Origin of the sequence: Streptomyces rectiviolaceus (assembly GCF_039533825.1) — a bacterium.
Classification (GTDB): domain Bacteria; phylum Actinomycetota; class Actinomycetes; order Streptomycetales; family Streptomycetaceae; genus Streptomyces; species Streptomyces rectiviolaceus.
This window is the reverse complement of the sequence record NZ_BAAAUG010000031.1, coordinates 45,078-64,498: the sequence shown is the minus strand read 5'-3', so window position 1 is coordinate 64,498 and position 19,421 is coordinate 45,078. Positions and strand designations below refer to the sequence as shown.

The 19,421-nt window shown below is 71.5% G+C and carries 1 protein-coding gene and 1 pseudogene (1 of these 2 only partly in view); both read right to left on the bottom strand.

Annotation, left to right across the window (positions count from 1 at the left end):
- Window positions 1-31: 31 nt before the first annotated feature.
- Window positions 32-1,357 (bottom strand): annotated as a pseudogene (locus ABD378_RS44165) (condensation domain-containing protein); the annotation flags it as partial.
- Window positions 1,357-19,421, bottom strand: the 3' portion of a protein-coding gene (locus tag ABD378_RS10605) for a non-ribosomal peptide synthetase (protein WP_344520344.1). 2,491 nt of this gene lie beyond the right edge of the window; 18,065 of the gene's 20,556 nt are visible here — the last part of the coding sequence; the start codon falls outside the window, past its right edge — the gene reads right to left on this strand; it ends in the stop codon at window positions 1,357-1,359. The gene ABD378_RS10605 and the pseudogene ABD378_RS44165, both read right to left, overlap by 1 nt.

The following is a 19,421-nucleotide window of genomic DNA, read 5'->3' as shown; positions in this document are numbered from 1 at the left end:
GGCCCAGGGCGAGCGCGGCCCGCCGCTCCGGTGCGGAGAGCGGGTCGAGCCGCCCCAGGGGCAGTTCGGGTGCCTGCGCCACGGACTCCAGGACCCGGACGATGCGGTCCATGACGGCTTGGGCCAGCTCGGGCGCGATCAGGTCGGGCTGGTGGTCGATGCGCAGGCGCAGACCGCCGCGTCCGACGGCGACGAACGCCAGGGGGTAGTGGGTGGCGTCGCGGTTGCGGGCTGCGGTGACGGTCAGCCCGCGGAACCCGCCCGGCTCGTCGTCCTCGGCGCCGATGTCGGTCGGGTAGTTCTCGAACACCATGGTGGTGTCGAAGAGTTCGCCGGATCCGGCCAGGCGCTGCACTTCCGCGAGGCCGAGCTGCTGGTGTGGCTGCAGCCGGGTCTGCTCGTCCTGCACCCGGCGCACCGTGTCGAGGAGCGGCTCGTCGGGGCGCAGCCGCACCCGTACGGGCAGCGTGTTGATGAACAGGCCCACCATGGTCTCGATCCCGGCGATCTCCGGGGGACGCCCGGAGACGGTCGTGCCGAACACCACGTCGTCACGTCCGGTGAGCCCGCCGAGCACGACCGCCCAGGCGCCCTGCACCAGGGAGTTGAGGGTCAGCGCCCGGTCCCGGGCGAGCGCCGAGAGCTTCTCGTACGTCGCCCGGTCCACCTCGGCCTCCAGGCGCCCGGGGACCTGCGGGGTGCGCTCACCGGGCTGCGGCGCGACGAGCGTGGGTCCGTCGAGTCCTGCCAGGGTCTCGCGCCAGGCCGTCAGGGCGGTCTCCCGGTCCTGCTTGGCCAGCCACTGCAGGTAGTCGCGGAAGGGCCGGACCTTCGGCAGTCCGCTGTCGTCGCCCTTGGTGGCGTACAGCTTGAGCAGTTCGCGCACCAGCATCGGCTTGGACCAGCCGTCGAGCAGGATGTGGTGGTTGGTCAGGACGAACCGGAAGCGGTGGGTGCCGAGCCGCATCAGGGTGAACCGCATCAGCGGCGGCTTGGCCAGGTCGAACCTGCGCAGCCGGTCCTCTTCGAGGGCCCGGTCGGCGGCGGCAGCGCGCTCCTCCTCGGGGTGTCCGGTGAGGTCGAACTCCTCCCAGGGAAGGGCCACTTGGTGCGGGATCATCTGCACGGGCCGCTTGAGGCCCGCGTAGCGGAAGGCCGCGCGCAGGTTGGCGTGCCGGGCCAGCAGCGTGCGGCACGCGGCGCGCAGGGCTGCCGTGTCGAGGTCTCCTTCCAGGTCGATGGCCTGCTGCACCAGGTAGACATCCGTGGCCTTCTCGTCGTACACGCTGTGGAAGAGCAAGCCCTCCTGCAGCGGTGCCAGCGGCAGAATGTCCTGCAGTCCGGACTGGGTCGCCATTACGACGTCCTCCACTCGTCTTCGAGCAATTCGATTTCGTTCTGGTCAAGGAGACTCAGCGACACGTCGGAGACGGTCAGTCCGCCGGCGTCGGGACGCTCGGCGTGTTCGGCGAGCGCCTCCAGGGCCTGGAACCACAGGTCGGCGAGTTCGCGCACGCCGCCCTCGTCGAGGATTCCCTCGGCCCAGGTCCAGGTGGCGGTCAGTTCGGGGCCGTTCGGCCCGTCGTTGGTACGGGCGTTGAGCTCAAGGGCGTGGGCGAGCGGGACCCGCGGGTCCGTGCCGCCGAGCCCGGCCGCGGTGGCGAGCACCGTCCAGTCGGGGATGTCGGCGCTGCCCGCGTCCTCGGTGCCCGCGGTGGCGAACCGGCCGAGGTAGTTGAACGCGACCTGGGGCGCCGGGAGTCCGGCGAATCCGGCCGCGGTGGCGGGGTTGAGGTAGCGGGCGAGGCCGTAGCCCATGCCCTTGTCGGGCACCGACCGCAGCTGTTCCTTGACCTCCTTGACCGCTTCACCGGCCGCGGGACCGCCCGCGAAGGCGTCGGCGAGATCGCTGACTCCCGCGTCGAGGCGTACGGGGTAGAGGTTGGTGAACCAGCCAACCGTCCTCGAAAGGTCCGCGCCCTCCACGACCTGCTCCTCACGGCCATGCCCCTCCAGGTCGAGCAGCAGACCGCTGCCGCTCCCGGCCCGCCAGCGCGTCCAGGCCAGCGTGAACGCGGCGAGCAGCACGTCGTTCACCTCCGCGTTGAACGCCGATGGCACCCGGGTCAGGACGGCCTCCGTCACCGACACCGGCAGCGCCATGGCGACGTGCGCGGCGGTGGCGTACGTGTCCTCGTCGGGGTTCAGCGGGCGCTTGCCCAGGGTGGGTTCGGCGCCCCGCAGGACCCCCTGCCACCAGGAGGCCTCCGTCGACCGGGCGGGCCTGGCGGCCTCCTCGGTCAGGCGCTGGGACCAGCGGCGCAGCGAGGTGCCCACCGGCTGCAGCTCGGGCGTACGGCCCGCGGCGAGCGCCTCGTAGGCCTCCGCGAGGTCGGGCACCAGGATCCGCCAGGACACCCCGTCGACCACCAAGTGGTGGACGATGACGAGCAGGACACCCGGCACATCGGCACCCCGGTCGAACCACACGACCTGCGCCAGGCTTCCCGTGGCCAGGTCGAGCCGCTCACGGGCGGCCTCGGTCTCCGCTCGCACCAGCTCCTGGCGCGCGGCCTCGTCGAGACCGGCGGCGGACACCCGGCGCACGCAGGACGCGGCGTCCACCGCGCCCGGTTCGCGGATCTCCAGGCGCCACTCGGGCGCCGGGGAGAGCCGGGCCCGTAGCGCGTCGTGGTGATCGCGCAGGGCCCGCACCGCCGACACGAGGTGATCGTGCCGCAGGGAAGCGGGCACCTGCACGAGGCGGGACTGGTTGAACTGGTCGGCGGGGCCGCCCCGTTCGAGGAACCACCGCTTGATCGGGGTGAGCGGTACGTCGCCGATGCCGGCGCCCGCCTCCTCGGCCGGGGCGCCGGTCGCCTCCTGGACGACATCGGCGAGCGCGGCCACCGTGCGGTGCTCGAACACGTCCCGCACGGACAGTTCGAGCCCGGCCCTGCGGGCGCGGCTGACGAGCTGGATGGACATGATGCTGTCGCCGCCGAGGTCGAAGAACCCGTCGTCGATGCCGACCTCCGCGAGCCCGAGTACGTCCGCGAAGAGGCCGCACAGGGCCTTCTCGCGTTCGGTGCGCGGGCCGCGACGGCTCGCGTCCTCCGAGCCGTAGTCCGGCGCCGGAAGGGCCCGGCGGTCGAGCTTGCCGTTGAGGGTGAGCGGCAGCTCGTCGAGGACCATGACGGCCGACGGGACCATGTAGTCGGGCAGGGCGGCCGCGACATGGGCACGCAGCTCGTCCGGGTCGGGGGCGCTCGCCGCCGCGACGACGTAGCCGACGAGCCGCTTGTCGCCGGGCCGGTCCTCGCGCAGGATCACCGCGGCCTGTGCCACGTCGGCGCGGGCCGCGAGCGCCGCCTCGACCTCGTCGGGGTCGATGCGGAAGCCGCGCAGCTTGATCTGGTCGTCGACCCGGCCCGCGAACTCCAGGCGGCCGTCGGTGTGCCAGGACACCACGTCACCGGTGCGGTACATCCGCTCGCCGCCGCCCGCGAACGGGTCGGCCACGAAGCGCTGCGCCGTCAGGTCGCCGCGTCCCAGATAGCCGCGGGCCACGCCGGCTCCCGCGATGTACAGCTCGCCGTTGACGCCCGGGGCGACGGGCCGCAGCCGGTCGTCGAGGACGTACAGGCGGGTGTTCCACAGCGGGCGGCCGATCGGGACGACGGCCTCGGGGACCTCGTCGGGGGTGTGCAGCTGGTTGACCGCGGAGAACACGGTGGTCTCCGTGGGCCCGTACTCGTTGGCGACGACCGTGCCGGGGCAGGCCTCCAGGACGCGGCGCACCGCGACCGGCGACACGACGTCTCCGCCCACCCAGATCTCCCGGACACCGCGGAAGCACTCGGGGTGCTCCTCCGCGAGGACCCGGAAGAGCCCGGAGCTGACGAAGAGGCCCGACACCTCCTGCCCGGCGATGGCCGCGGCCAGGTCGGCCGCGTCCAGGCGCCCGGCGGGGGCGACCACGATGCGGCCGCCGGTCAGGAGCGGCGTCCAGATCTCGAAGGTCGAGGCGTCGAAGGCGTACGGGGAGTGCATGAGCACGCGCTCGTGGTTGCCGCGCCGCCAGTACCGGTCGCCCGCCAGGTGGACGACGTTGTGGTGGGTGTTGGCGACGCCCTTGGGGGTGCCGGTGGAGCCCGACGTGTACATCACGTAGATGAGCTGTTCCGCGTCCGTGGCGATGCCCGGGTCGCTCGTAGGCTCGCCCGCGAAGTCGTGCCCGGCGCCGACGCGCAGTACCGGGGCCTGGACGGCGAAGCCCACGTCGCCGGGTGCGCGGTCGGTGAGCAGGGCCACGGCCTCGGTGTCCCGCAGGATGAACTCGGAGCGGGACGCGGGCTGCTGGGGATCGATCGGCACGTACACGCCGCCCGCCTTGAGCACGGCGAGGGTCGACACCACAAGGTCGGCGGAGCGCTCCTGGAAGACGGCGACGCGGCTCTCCTTGCCGACGCCCATGCCGATGAGGTGGTGCGCGAGCCGGTTGGCGCGCTTGTTCAGCTCGCCGTACGTCAGGGCCAGCTCACCGGCGACGACGGCCACCGCGTCCGGCTCGGCGGCCGCCCGCTCCTCGAAGAGGGCGTGCACGGAGCTGCGCGACGGGTGGTCGACCACCGTGTCGTTCCACTCGACGAGCATGCGGCGCCGCTCGGCCGCGTCGAGGATCTCGGCGTCCCCGATGGGCCGCTCCGGGTCGTCGGCGAGGGCTTCCAGGATCCGTACGAAACGGTCGGCGATGCTCTGCGCGGTGTCCCGGTCGAGGAGTTCGGTGCTGAAGTCGAGCGCGCAGCCGAGCCCCGCGGGCCGCCCGGGGGCCGCCGCGTGCTCCGCGATCTCGAAGGAGAGGTCGAACTTCGCGGACGGCGCGCCGAGGGGCCGCCCGGAGACGGTGAGCCCGTTCAGCCCGGCCGACCCGCCCCCCAGGTCCGCGCGGTCACCCGAGAGGCGCCCGGCGTTGTCGAAGCTGAGCATGGTCTGGAAGAGGGGGTGCCTGGCCAGGGAGCGCTCCGGGTTGACCACCTCCACGAGCCGCTCGAAGGGCAGGTCCTGGTGCGCGTACGCGGCCAGGTCCTGGGCCCGCACCCGCTCAAGGAGCTGGGCGAACGTGGGATCCCCCGAGGTGTCGGTGCGCAGCACCAGCGTGTTCACGAAGAACCCGACGAGGTCGTCCAGCGCATCGTCCGTACGCCCCGCGATCGGCGTGCCGATCGGGATGTCGGTCCCCGCGCCGAGCCGCGTGAGCAGAGCGGTGAGTCCGGTCTGGAGCACCATGAACAGGCTCGCGCGGTGGTCGCGGGCGACCGCCGTCAGCCGCGCGTACGTCTCCGGTGAGAGCTGGAAGGCAACACGGTCACCCTCGTACGAGGATGTCGCGGGCCTCGGCCGGTCGAAGGGCAGCGCGAGCTCCTCCGGGAGTCCGCCCAAGGCATCACGCCAATAGGCGAGTTGGCGGGACACCTCGCTGTCCGGGTCGTCCTCGTTGCCGAGGATGTCCCGCTGCCAGATGCTGTAGTCCGCGTACTGGACGGGGAGCGGGGCCCAGGCAGGGCCCGTGCCGACGCAGCGTGCCGCGTACGCCGCCGTCAGGTCACGCACCAGGGCGCCGCGCGACCAGGCGTCGCTCGCGATGTGGTGCGTCAGCAGGAGCAGCGCGTGGTGGTCGTCGCCGAGTTCAAACACCGAGGCCCGCAGCGGGACTTCGGACTCCAGGTCGAAGACGTAGCAGGCGGCGCGGCGCAGCAGCCGGTCCACCGACGCCTCGTCCGTCCGCTCGACCGCCAGGGGCACCTGGACGCGCTCGGCATCCAGGACCACCTGGTACGCCTCGCCGTCCGAACCCTCGGCGAAGACGGTGCGCAGGCTCTCGTGCCGGATCGCCACGTCCGTGAGCGCGGCGCGCAGTGCCTCGGTGTCGAGCGGGCCCGTGAGGTCCAGCGAGACGGGCACGTTGTACGCGTCGCTCGGACCCTCCAGGTGCTGCAGGAACCAGAGCCGCTGCTGGGCGTGCGAGAGCGGCACACGGGCGGGCCGTACGACGGGCACCACCCGGCCGCGCGCACCGGCCGCATCGTCGAGCGCGCCGGAGAGCCGGGCGACGGTGGGCGCCTCGAAGAGGCGGCGCACCGGGAGTTCGGCGTCCAGCGTGGTGCGGATGCGGCTGACCAGCTTGGTGGCCAGGAGCGAGTGGCCGCCGAGCTGGAAGAAGTCGTCGTCGATGCTGACGGCTTCCATGCCCAGGACCTCGGCGAAGAGTCCGCAGAGGATCTCCTCGCGCGGCGAGCGCGGGGCACGGCCCGCACTCTCCGGTCCGTAGTCGGGGGCGGGCAGGGCGCGGCGGTCCAGCTTCCCGTTCGGGGTGAGCGGGAACGCGTCGAGGGTGACGAAGGCCGACGGGACCATGTAGTCGGGCAGGTGGTCCGCCGCGTGGTCGCGCAGGGCCTGGGCGCCCACCGGTGAACCGGCCCGGTCCTCACGGATGTCCTCACGGCTGTCCTCACGGATGTAGGCGACGAGGCGCTTGTCACCGGGGCGGTCCTCGCGGACCAGGACGGCAGCCTGGGCGACCTGCGGGTGCCCGGCAAGAACCGTCTCGATCTCACCGAGCTCGATACGGAAGCCACGCAGCTTGACCTGGTCGTCGACCCGGGAGAGGTACTCCAGCTCTCCGTCCGCGGTCCACCGCACCAGGTCACCGGTGCGATACATGCGAGCACCGGACGGACCGAACGGGTCGGCCACGAAACGCTCGGCGGTCAGGGCGAACCGCCCGTGGTAGCCGCGTACGACACCATCACCGGCGATGTACAGCTCACCGGGCACCCCGGCCGGAACCGGCCGCAGACCCGCATCCAGCACATACACCTGCGTGTTCGCGATCGGCCGGCCGATGCGGGGCGTGTGCCCGTCGGCCGTCGAGACGTCCCAGGCCGTGGACCAGATGGTCGTCTCGGTCGGTCCGTACATGTTGGTGGCGGAGGCCGTGGACTCCACGAGTGCCTGGGCGAGATCACCCGGCAGTGCCTCGCCACCGACCAGGACGCGGACGCCCGAGAGGACCGAGGCGTCCTCGGCGAGCAGCGCCCGCCACAGGCTCGGCGTCGCCTGCATCACCGTCACGTCCTGAGCCGCCACGAGGCGGGCCAGCGCGGCCGGGTCACGGACGGTCTCACGATCGGCGACCACCACCGCCGCACCACTCAACAGCGGCACGAACAGCTCAAGCCCTGCGATGTCGAACCCGACCGTGGTCACCGCACCAAGACGATCACCGGGAGCGAGTGCGAACCGGTCCCGCATCGCCACAAGGAAGTTCACCAGCGGCGCCTGCGGCACCACCACACCCTTCGGCCGCCCCGTCGACCCCGACGTGTAGATCACGTACGCGGAGTTGCGGAGATCGGCGGCGGGCACGGGCGTGAGACCGGGGGCCGACGGGTCCGCGAGGGCGGACCGCACGGCCGGGTCGTCAAGCAGGAGCCTGGGGATGTCGCTGTCCGGCAGACGATCGGCGGACTCGGCGGCGGTCAGGATCAGCGGGGGCGCGGCGTCGTCGAGCATGTAGGCAAGACGGTCGGCCGGGTACTCCGTGTCCAGCGGCAGATACGCCGCCCCCGTCCGCCACACCGCGAGCAACGCCACGATCAGATCCGCGTCGCGCGGCAGCGCCACCGCCACGAACCGCTCGGGCCCGGCACCACGCGCGGCCAACAACGCCGCCAACCGATCCACACGAGCACTCAACTCGCCGTACGACAGAGACACTTCACCGGCAACAACCGCCACCGCATCCCGATCGACGGCGACCCGCTCCTCGAACAGCTCCACCACCGAACGCGCGGGCATGTCACACCCGGTGTCGTTCCAGTCGGCGAGCAGGGTGCGGGTCTCGGCGTCGTCGAGGAGGTCGATCGCGCCGAGCGGCGCGTCGGGGGCGGCGACCATGCCGCGGATCACGCGCAGGAAGCGCGCGCCGAGCGCCTCGACCGTGGAGTGGTCGAAGAGGTCGGTGCTGTACTCCAGGACACCGCCGAGCCCGTGCTCCCCCGCCGCATCGGCGAACGCGAAGGACAGGTCGAACTTGGCGACCGCCGTGTCCGCCACGGCTCGTGTCACTGAGAGCCCGGGCAACTGCGCGACAGCGTCCTCGACGGTGGCCGTGTCCGTGTTGTTGAAGGCCAGGAGCACCTGGAAGAGCGGGTGCCTGGCGAGGGAGCGCTCGGGGTTGACCGCCTCCACGAGCCGCTCGAAGGGCAGGTCCTGATGCGCATACGCACCGAGGTTCGTCTCACGGACCCGGGCGATCAGGTCCCGGGCCGTCGGGCTGCCCGAGGTGTCCGTGCGCAGGACCAGGGTGTTGATGAACACGCCGACGAGGTTCTCGACGGCGCTGTCCGTGCGGCCGGCGACGGGCGTGCCGATCGGAATGTCGGTGCCCGCGCCGAGCCGGGTGAGCAGGGCCGCGAGCGCGGCCTGCAGCACCATGAACGGGCTCGAACCGGTCTCCCGGGCGAGTGCCACCACGTCCGCGTACAGCTCCGCCGGGATCTCGAAGGGGATGCGGTCGCCGCGGTAGGAGGCGACGGCGGGCCGCGGCCGGTCGAAGGGAAGCTCCAACTGATCCGGCACACCGGCCAAGGAGTCGGTCCAGTAGGTGAGTTGGCGGTTGATCTCGCTTTCGGTGTCGTCCTCGGAGCCGAGGATCTCGCGCTGCCAGATGCTGTAGTCCGCGTACTGCACGGGCAGCGGGGCCCAGGCCGGGGTGCGACCCTCGACGCGGGCCGCGTAGGCGGCGGCCAGGTCACGGGCCAGCGGGGCGCGCGACCACGCGTCGCTCACGATGTGGTGCAGGAGGAGCAGGAGTACGTGCTCTTCTTCGTCCAGGGTGAACAGCGTTGCCCGAAGCGGAAGTTCGGTGGCCAGGTCGAAGCCGGTCCGTGCGGCTTCCCGCACCCGCTCGTCGATGTCGTCGCGCCCGGCCGCGACCACGGCGAGCTGCGGTCGCGCCTGCTCGGCGTCTGCCGGGAGGACGATCTGCCGCGAGCCGGCGGTGTCCTCGGCGAAGAGGGTGCGCAGGCTCTCGTGCCGCCCGACGACGTCCGTCAGCGCCTGGTGCAGCGCGTCGCGGTCGAGCGGGCCGGTCAGGCGCAGCGCCACCGGGATGTTGTACGTGGCGTTGGCACCCTCGAACTGGTTGAGGAACCAGTGGCGTTGCTGGGCGTAGGAGAGGGGGATGCGGTCGGGGCGGGGTTCTGCGGTCACCCCGCGACGGGCCCCGGTGAGGCCGCTTTCCAGGGCGGCCGATACTCCGGCGACGGTCGGGGTCTCGAAGAGCTGCCGGATGGGCAGCTCGGCGTCGAGGACGGTGCGGATGCGGCTGACCAGCTTGGTGGCGAGCAGCGAGTGTCCGCCCAGCTCGAAGAAGCCGTCGTCGATGCCGACGTCTGCCAGTCCGAGCACCTCGGCGAAGAGTCCGCAGAGGATCTCTTCGCGCGGCGACCGGGCCGCGCGACGCTCGCCGCCTTCGGGGCCGTACTCGGGTGCGGGCAGGGCACGGCGGTCCAGCTTGCCGTTGGTGGTCAGCGGAAGAGCGTCCAGGGTGAGGAAGGCGGACGGGACCATGTAGTCCGGGAGCTGGGCGGCCACGGCGGCGCGCAGGTCCTCCGCGTGCGGGACCGCATCGCCGTCCGGCACGAGGTAGGCGACCAGGCGTTGGTCGCCGGGGCGGTCCTCGCGGACGATGACTGCGGCCTGGGCGACGCCTGGGGCTGCGGTCAACACGGCCTGAATCTCGCCGAGTTCGATGCGGAAGCCGCGCAGCTTGACCTGGTCGTCGACCCGGCCCGCGTAGACCAACTGGCCGTCCGCGTTCCAGCGGGCCAGGTCACCGGTGCGGTACATCCGGGAGCCTGCCGGGCCGTACGGGTCGGCGGTGAAACGCTCGGCCGTCAGGTCGGGGCGCTGCCAGTAGCCGCGGGCCAGGACGGCGCCCGCGATGTACAGCTCGCCTGCCACGCCGACCGGGACGGGGCGGAGGGCCGCGTCCAGGACGTAGGCGCGGGTGTTCCAGAAGGGGCGGCCGATCGGCACCGCACCCGAGGCCACGTCATGGCCGGGCTCGATACGGAAGTCGGTGCAGTTGACCGTCGCCTCCGTCGGGCCGTACGCGTTGACCACCGTCACGTCCGGGTGCGCGGCACGCCAGGCAGTCAACGCCTCACCGGACAGCGCCTCGCCACCGGTGATCAGCGTCCCGGACGGGGAGATCTCACCGGGCAGAGCCTCCAGCAGGGCCAGGTGCGAAGGCGTCACCTTCATAAAGCTCGGCTGACCTGCATCGGCGGCCTGCTCGTCCAGCTCGGCCAGCACCACCCGGCCGCCACTCACCAGCGGCGAGTACAGGGCAGTCACCGTCAGGTCGAAGGCCACCGAAGAGTGCAGCAGAGCCGACCCAGCAGCATCCGCGTACACCTCACGGGCACGCTCCAAGTAGTGGCCCACCGAGGCGTGCTCGACCACAACGCCCTTGGGGCGGCCGGTCGAACCCGAAGTGTAGATCACGTACACCGGGTGATGCAGTTCCAACGCCGCCAACCGGTCCGCGTCAGTCAGCGGCGCATCGGAGAAGCTCTCAGCCTGCTCCAGCACGGAGACGTCATCGATGACCAGCACCGGATCGGCGTCCGACAGGATGTGCGCGATCCGCTCCGCCGGATACTCCGGATCAACCGGAACGTACGCGCCACCCGCCTTCACCACACCCAGCAGGGCAACGACGAGATCCACCGACCGCGCCAGCTTCACGCCCACGAACCGCTCGGCACCCACACCCTGCGACACCAACCACCGCGCCACACGATTCGACCGAGCATCCAACTCCCCGTACGAGAGCGACACTTCACCCGAGACGACAGCCACCGCATCCGGCGACTCCGCAACCTGCTCCCCGAACAACACCGGCAACGAGACACCCCGAACCGAACGCTCAACGCCATTCCACTCGACGAGCAACCGCTCACGCTCAGCCGCGTCAAGAATCTCCAACGCCCCGACCGACCGCAGCGGATCAGCCGCCACCGCCTCAAGCACCCGCACGAAACGGTCGACGATGTCCTGCGCCGTGCCCCGGTCGAAGAGATCCGTGCTGAAGTCCAGGGCCCCGCCGAGCGCGACGGGCTGGCCCGTCGCGGTGCGGCGTTCCCCGAGGCGGAACGACAGGTCGAACTTCGCGGCGCCCGCCTCGACCGTCTGCCCGCTCACCGTGAGGCCGGGCAGCGAGGCGACGGCGTCACCGGCACCCTGGTCCGTGTTGTTCAGGACCAGCATGGTCTGGAAGAGGGGGTGCCTGGACAGTGAGCGCTCCGGGTTGACCACCTCCACCAGACGCTCGAAGGGCAGATCCTGGTGCGCGTACGCAGCCAGGTCCTGGGCCCGCACCCGCTCAAGGAGCTCCGCGAACGTCGGGTCACCCGAGACGTCCGTCCGCAGCACCAGCGTGTTCACGAAGAACCCGACCAGATCGTCCAGCGCGTCATCGGTCCGGCCCGCGATCGGCGTGCCGATCGGGATGTCCGTACCCGCCCCAAGGCGCGAGAGCAACGCGGCGAGCGCCGTCTGCACGACCATGAAGAGGCTCGCGCGGTGGTCGCGGGCGACCGCCGTCAGCCGTGCGTACGTCTCCGGGGAGAGTTCGAAGGCGACGCGGTCTCCCTCGTACGAGGAGACTGCGGGCCGCGGCCGGTCCGCGGGGAGCGTCAGCTCCTCCGGGAGGTCGGCCAAAGTATCCCGCCAGAAGGCGAGTTGGCGTGCGACCTGGCTGTCCGGGTCGCCCTCGTCGCCGAGGATGTCCCGCTGCCAGATGCTGTAGTCCCCGTACTGAACGGGCAGCGGTGTCCAGGACGGCGAGCGGCCGTCGCAGCGTGCCGCGTACGCCGCCGTCAGGTCACGCGCGAGCGGCCCCATCGACCAGGCATCGCCCGCGATGTGGTGGACGACCACGAGCAGGACGTGCTCGTCGCCGCCGAGTTCGAACAGCCAGGCGCGCAGCGGCAGGTCCTGCGACACGTCGAAGGGGGTGTGCGCGGCGCGGTTCACCTCGTCGCCGACGCGGGTCTCGTCGGTGGGTACGACGGTGAGCGCAGGTGCGGCGTCGGCGGCGTCGCGAACCACCTGATACGCGCCCTCGGTGTCCTCCGCGAACACCGTGCGCAGGCTCTCGTGCCGCTCGACGACATCGGCGATGGCCGCCTCCATCGCAGCGCGGTCCAGGGCGCCCGAAAGGCGGAGGGCCACGGGGATGTTGTACGTGGAGTTGGCTCCCTCGAACTGGTTGAGGAACCAGAGGCGCTGCTGGGCGAGGGAGAGCGGAAGGCGGTCGGGGCGCGGCGACGCGGCCCGGAGCGGGGTGCGTGCCTGCGCGTCATCGTCGAGCGCGCCGGAGAGCCGGGCGACGGTGGGCGCCTCGAAGAGGCGGCGCACCGCGATCTCGGCGTCCAGCGTGGTGCGGATGCGGCTGACCAGCTTGGTGGCCAGGAGCGAGTGGCCGCCCAGGCGGAAGAAGTCGTCGTCGATGCTCACCGACTCGACACCGAGCACCTCGGCGAAGAGCCCGCAGAGGATCTCTTCGCGCGGCGAGCGGGGCGCCCGGCCCTCGCTCTCGGGGCCGTACTCGGGGGCGGGCAGGGCACGGCGGTTCAGCTTGCCGTTGGCCGTCAGCGGGAAGGTGTCGAGGGTGACGAACGCCGACGGGACCATGTAGTCCGGGAGTTGGGTTCCCGCGTGTTCGCGCAGGTCATGCGTCGTCGGGGCGCCGGTCGCCGTCGGGATGACGTAGGCGACGAGGCGCTTGTCGCCGGGACGGTCCTCGCGGACCAGGACGGCAGCCTGAGCGACCTGCTCGTGCCCGGCAAGAACCGTCTCGATCTCACCGAGCTCGATACGGAAGCCACGCAGCTTGACCTGGTCGTCGACCCGGGAGAGGTACTCCAGCTCTCCGTCCGCGGTCCACCGCACCAGATCACCGGTGCGATACATGCGAGCACCGGACGGACCGAACGGGTCGGCCACAAAACGCTCGGCGGTCAGGGCGAACCGCCCGTGGTAGCCGCGCACGACGCCATCACCGGCGATGTACAGCTCACCGGGCACCCCGGCCGGAACCGGCCGCAGACCCGCATCCAGCACATACACCTGCGTGTTCGCGATCGGCCGACCGATCAGCGGAGTGCGGTCCCGCACCTCCCAGGCCGTCGACCAGATCGTGGTCTCCGTCGGCCCGTAGAGGTTGGTCACCGAGGCGGCGGAGTCCACGAGTGCCTGGGCGAGATCACCGGGGAGGGCTTCGCCACCGACCAGGACGCGGACACCCGAAAGGACCGAGGCGTCCTCGGCGAGCAGCGCCCGCCACAGGCTCGGCGTCGCCTGCATCACCGTCACGTCCTGGGCCGCCACCAGACGGGCCAGGGCGGCCGGGTCACGAACGGTCTCACGATCGGCGACCACCACCGCCGCACCGCTCAACAGCGGCACGAACAGCTCAAGCCCCGCGATGTCGAACCCGACCGTGGTCACCGCACCAAGACGATCACCAGCGCCCAGAGCGAACCGATCCCGCATCGCCACCAGGAAGTTCACCAGCGGCGCCTGCGGCACCACCACACCCTTCGGCCGCCCCGTCGACCCCGACGTGTAGATCACGTACGCGGAGTTGGTCAGGGCGGGTGCGGCGGGCAGGTCGGACGTCGAGGCTTCGGCGAGCGCGTCGGCGGTCTCGGACGCGTCGAGGAGGATCGTCGGGACGTCGCTCTCCGGGAGCAGGTCCGTCAGCTCGCCGGTGGTGAGCAGCAGCGGGGGCGCGGCGTCGTCGAGCATGTAGGCAAGACGGTCGGCCGGGTACTCCGTGTCCAGCGGCAGATACGCCGCCCCCGTCCGCCACACCGCGAGCAGCGCCACGATCAGATCCGCGTCACGCGGCAGCGCCACCGCCACGAACCGCTCGGGCCCGGCACCACGCGCGGCCAACAGAGCCGCCAACCGATCCACACGAGCACTCAACTCGCCGTACGACAGAGACACTTCACCCGCGACAACCGCCACCGCATCCCGATCGGCGGCCACCCGCTCCTCGAACAGCTCCACCACCGAACGCGCGGGCATGTCACACCCGGTGTCGTTCCAGAGTTCGAGGATGCGGCCACGCTCGGCCGCGGTGAGCAGGTCGATCCGGCCGAGGGGCGCCTCGGGGGCCGCGACGGCTTCCGCGAGGACGCGCAGCAGCCGGTCGACGAGGGTCCGGGCCGTGTTCCGGTCGAACAGGTCGGTGCTGTACTCCAGCGTTCCGCCGAGCGCGCAGACCTGCCCGCTCTCGTCGTGGCGCTCCATGAAGCCGAAGGCCAGGTCGAACTTGGCGACGGACGACTCGACCGACTCCCGCTCGACGGCGAGCCCGGGGAGTTCGTCCAGCGACCCCAACGCGCCCTGGTAGTCGGTGTTGTTGAGGGTCAGGAGCACCTGGAAGAGGGGGTGCCTGGCGAGGGAGCGCTCGGGGTTGACTGCCTCCACGAGCCGCTCGAAGGGCAGGTCCTGATGCGCGTACGCACCGAGGTTCGTCTCACGGACCCGCGCCACGAGATCGGTGAAGGCCGGGTCGCCCGAGGTGTCGGTGCGCAGCACGAGGGTGTTGAGGAAGACGCCGATCAGGTCGTCCACGGCATCGTCGGTGCGGCCGGCGACGGGCGTGCCGATCGCGATGTCGGTGCCCGCGCCGAGCCGGGTGAGCAGGGCCGCGAGCGCGGCCTGCAGCACCATGAACGGGCTCGACTGCGTGGTCCGCGCCACCTCGGTGATCCGCTGGTACAGCTCCGCCGGGATCGCGAAGGGCACGCGGTCGCCGCGGTACGAGGCGACGGCGGGCCTGGGCCGGTCGAACGGCAGCTCAAGCTGGTCCGGCAGACCACCCAAGGAGTCGGTCCAGTAGGCGAGTTGGCGGCTGATCTCGCTGTCCGCGTCGTCCTCGGAGCCGAGGATCTCGCGCTGCCAGATGCTGTAGTCCGCGTACTGCACGGGCAGCGGGGCCCAGGCCGGGGTGCGGCCCTCAACGCGGGCCGCGTAGGCGGCGGCCAGGTCACGGGCCAGCGGGGCGCGCGACCAGGCGTCGCTCACGATGTGGTGCGTTACGACGAGAAGCACATGATCGTCAGCCGAGACGGCGAACAGCCATGCCCTGAACGGGATTTCGGCAACCAGGTCGAACGGCAGCGCGGCAGCGCGAGCCAGCTCGCCGTGCAGCGAGTCCGCGTCGGTCCCGACGATCTCGAGAGCCGGTCGGGCCTGCTCCGAGTCGGCCGGGAGGACGATCTGGCGGGGGCCGTTGCCGTCCTCGGCGAAGACGGTGCGCAGGCTCTCGTGCCGCCCGACGACGTCCGTCAGCGCCTGGTGCAGCGCGTCGCGGTCGAGCGGGCCGGTCAGGCGCAGGGCGACGGGCGCGTTGTACGTCGCACTGGGGCCCTCGAACTGGCTGAGGAACCAGAGGCGTTGCTGGGCGTAGGAAAGGGGGATGCGCTCGGGTCGCGGGCCCGCGGTGATGCCTCGACGGGCACCCGTCAGGCCGCTGTCCAGCGCCGCGGAGATTCCGGCGACGGTCGGGGTCTCGAAGAGCTGCCGGATGGGCATCTCGGCACCGAGCACCGACCGGATGCGGCTGACCAGCTTGGTGGCCAGCAGGGAGTGACCGCCGAGACGGAAGAAGTCGTCATCGATACCGACGGCGTCGATGGCGAGGACTTCACCGAAGAGGCCGCAGAGGATCTCCTCGCGCGGCGAGCGGGGCGCACGGCCCTCGCCCTCCGGGCCGTACTCGGGTGCGGGCAGGGCGCGGCGGTCCAGCTTGCCGTTGGTGGTGAGCGGCAGCGCGTCCAGCACCACGAAGGTCGACGGGACCATGTAGTCGGGGAGCTGAGCGGCGGCGTGCTCGCGCAGGGCCTCGGCCGGGACGGTCTCCTGGCCGGCGTCGGGGACGAGGTAGGCGACCAGGCGTTGGTCGCCGGGGCGGTCCTCGCGGACGATGACGGCGGCCTGGGCCACATCGGCGTGGGACGCCAACACGGCCTGGATCTCGCCGAGTTCTATACGGAAGCCGCGCAGCTTGACCTGGTCGTCGACCCGGCCCGCGTAGACGAGCTGGCCGTCCGCGTTCCAGCGGGCCAGGTCGCCGGTGCGGTACATGCGGGAGCCTGCCGGGCCGTACGGGTCGGCGGTGAAACGCTCGGCCGTCAGGTCGGGGCGCTGCCAATAGCCGCGGGCCAGGACGGCGCCCGCGATGTACAGCTCGCCCGCCACACCCACCGGGACGGGGCGCAGTGCCGCATCCAGGACGTAGGCGCGGGTGTTCCAGAAGGGGCGGCCGATCGGCACGGCACCCGCAGTGACCTCCTGGCCGGGCTCGATACGGAAGTCGGTGCAGTTGACCGTCGCTTCCGTCGGGCCGTACGCGTTCACGACCGCCACATCGGGGTGCACGGCACGCCAGGCCGACAGAGCCTCGCTATTCAGCGCCTCACCACCGGTGATCAGCGTCCCCGACGGGGAGATCTCACCGGGCAGCGCATCCAGCAACGCCAAGTGGGAGGGCGTCACCTTCATAAAGCTCGGCTGACCCGCATCTGCGGCCTGCTCATCCAGCTCGGCCAGCACCACCCGGCCGCCGGAGACCAGCGGCGAGTACAGGGCAGTCACCGTCAGGTCGAAGGCCACCGAGGAGTGCAGCAGAGCCGACCCAGCAGCATCCGCGTACACCTCACGGGCACGCTCCAAGTAGTGCCCCACCGAGGCATGCTCGACCACGACACCCTTGGGGCGCCCGGTCGAACCCGAGGTGTAAATCACGTACACCGGGTGATGCAGTTCCAACGCCGCCAACCGGTCCGCGTCAGTCAGCGGCGCATCCGAGAAGCCATCGGCCTCCGCAAGAACCGCCGGATCATCGATGACCAGCACCGGATCGGCATCCGACAGGATGTGCGCGATCCGCTCCTCCGGATACTCCGGATCAACCGGAACGTACGCACCGCCCGCCTTCACCACACCCAGCAGCGCCACCACCAGATCCACCGACCGCGCCAGCTTCACACCAACGAACCGCTCGGCACCAACACCCTGCGACACCAACCACCGCGCCACACGGTTCGACCGAGCATCCAACTCCCCATACGTCAGGGAGACATCACCCGCAACAACCGCCACCGCATCCGGAGAAACACCAACCTGCTCCCCGAACAACACCGGAAGCGACACACCCCGAACCGGACGCTCAACGCCATTCCACTCGACGAGCAACCGCTCACGCTCAGCCGAACCCAGCACCTCGACCCCACCCACAGCACACCGCGGATCAGCAGCCACCGCCTCAAGCACCCGCACCAAGCGGGCGACCAGGGTCTCGGCGGTGCCGCGGTCGAAGAGGTCCGTGTTGAACTGGAGCGCGCCACGCAGGCCGCCCGGCGTGCCGGTGGAGCTGTGGGACTCGGCGAAGGAGAAGCCGAGGTCGAACTTGACGCGGTTGGTCTCCACCGGCTCGTGGTGCACGGTGAGGCCGGGGAGCTTGGCTATCGCGTCGAGGGCTTCGACGGGGCCCGCGTTGTTGAGGTTGAGCATGGTCTGGAAGAGGGGGTGCCTGGCCAGGGAACGCTCCGGGTTGACGATCTCCACGAGCCGCTCGAAGGGCAGATCCTGATGCGCGTACGCCGCCAGGTTCTGCGCCCGCACCCGCTCAAGGAGCTCCGCGAACGTCGGGTCGCCCGAGACGTCCGTGCGGAGCACCAGCGTGTTCACGAAGAAGCCGACCAGATCGTCGAGGGCATCATCCGTACGGCCCGCGATCGGCGTGCCGATCGGGATGTCCGTACCCGCGCCCAGGCGCGAAAGCAGTGCCGCGAGCGCCGTCTGGAGCACCATGAAGAGGCTCGCCTGGCCGCCTCGGGCCACGGCCACCAGGCCTTCGTGCTGTGCCGGGGAGAGTTCGAAGGTGACGACGTCACCGCGGTGCGTGGCGACCGCGGGGCGCGGGCGGTCGGAGGGGAGCGCCAGTTCCTCGGGGAGGTCGGCCAGCGCCTTCTTCCAGTAGGCCAGTTGACGGCCGATCTCGCTGTCGTGCCCGTCGTCTCCGTCGTTCCCGTCGTTCCCGCCCGCACCGCCCGCATCGCCCAGCAGGTCCCGCTGCCAGATGCTGTAGTCCGCGTACTGCACGGGCAGCGGCGTCCAGGACGGCGAGCGGCCGTCGCAGCGGGCCGCGTACGCCGCCGTCAGGTCGCGGGCCAGCGGGGCGCGCGACCAGGCGTCGCTGGCTATGTGGTGCGAGAGCAGGAGAAGGACGTGCTCGTCGTCGCCGAGCTCGAAGAGCCAGGCGCGCAGGGGCTGTTCCTTCGCGAGGTCGAAGATGTGCTGAGCCGCCCGGTCGAGCTCGGACCGCAGGCCGCTCTCGTCGGTCGGCACGACGGTCAGGACCGGCTGGGCATCGGCCGGGTCGAGGATCACCTGGTGCGGTCCTTCGGCGTCCTCCGCGAAGACCGTGCGCAGGCTCTCGTGCCGGGCGGCGAGGTCGGCGAGGGCCGCTTCCATCGCCGTACGGTCCAGGGATCCCGAAAGCCGCAGCGCGACCGGGGAGTTGTAGGCGGCGCTCGGGCCCTCGAACTTGCCGAGGAACCACAGGCGCTGCTGGGCGAAGGACAGCGGGAGGCGGGCCGGGCGCGGGTGTACCGCGGTGACGCCGGCGCGTGCGGCGCCGTTGCCCGTGTCCAGGGCGCCGGAGACGCCGGCGACCGTGGGGGTCTCGAAGAGCTGCCGGATGGGCATCTCGGCGCCGAGTGCCGAGCGGATGCGGCTGACCAGGCGGGTGGCGAGCAGCGAGTGGCCGCCGAGCTGGAAGAAGTCGTCGTCGATGCTGACGGAGGGGGTGCCGAGCACCTCGGCGAACAGACCGCAGAGGATCTCCTCGCGCGGTGAGCGCGGGGCGCGGCCCTCGCTCTGGGTGCCGTAGTCGGGGGCGGGCAGCGCGCGGCGGTCCAGCTTGCCGTTGGGGGTGAGCGGGAAGGCGTCCAGGGTGACGAAGGCCGACGGGACCATGTAGTCCGGGAGTTGGGCCGCCGTGTGTTCGCGCACGGAGTCCGGCGCGACGGTGGCGCCGCCGGTGGCGACGTACGCGACGAGGCGTTTGTCGCCCGGCTGGTCCTCGCGGAGCAGTACGGCGGCCTGGGTGACGCCGTCGTGCGCGGCGAGGACGGCTTCGATCTCGCCGAGCTCGATGCGGTAGCCGCGCAGCTTGATCTGGCCGTCGCCGCGGCCGACGAACTCCAGCTGGCCGTCGTCGTTCCAGCGCAGGACGTCGCCCGTGCGGTACATGCGGGACCCTGCCG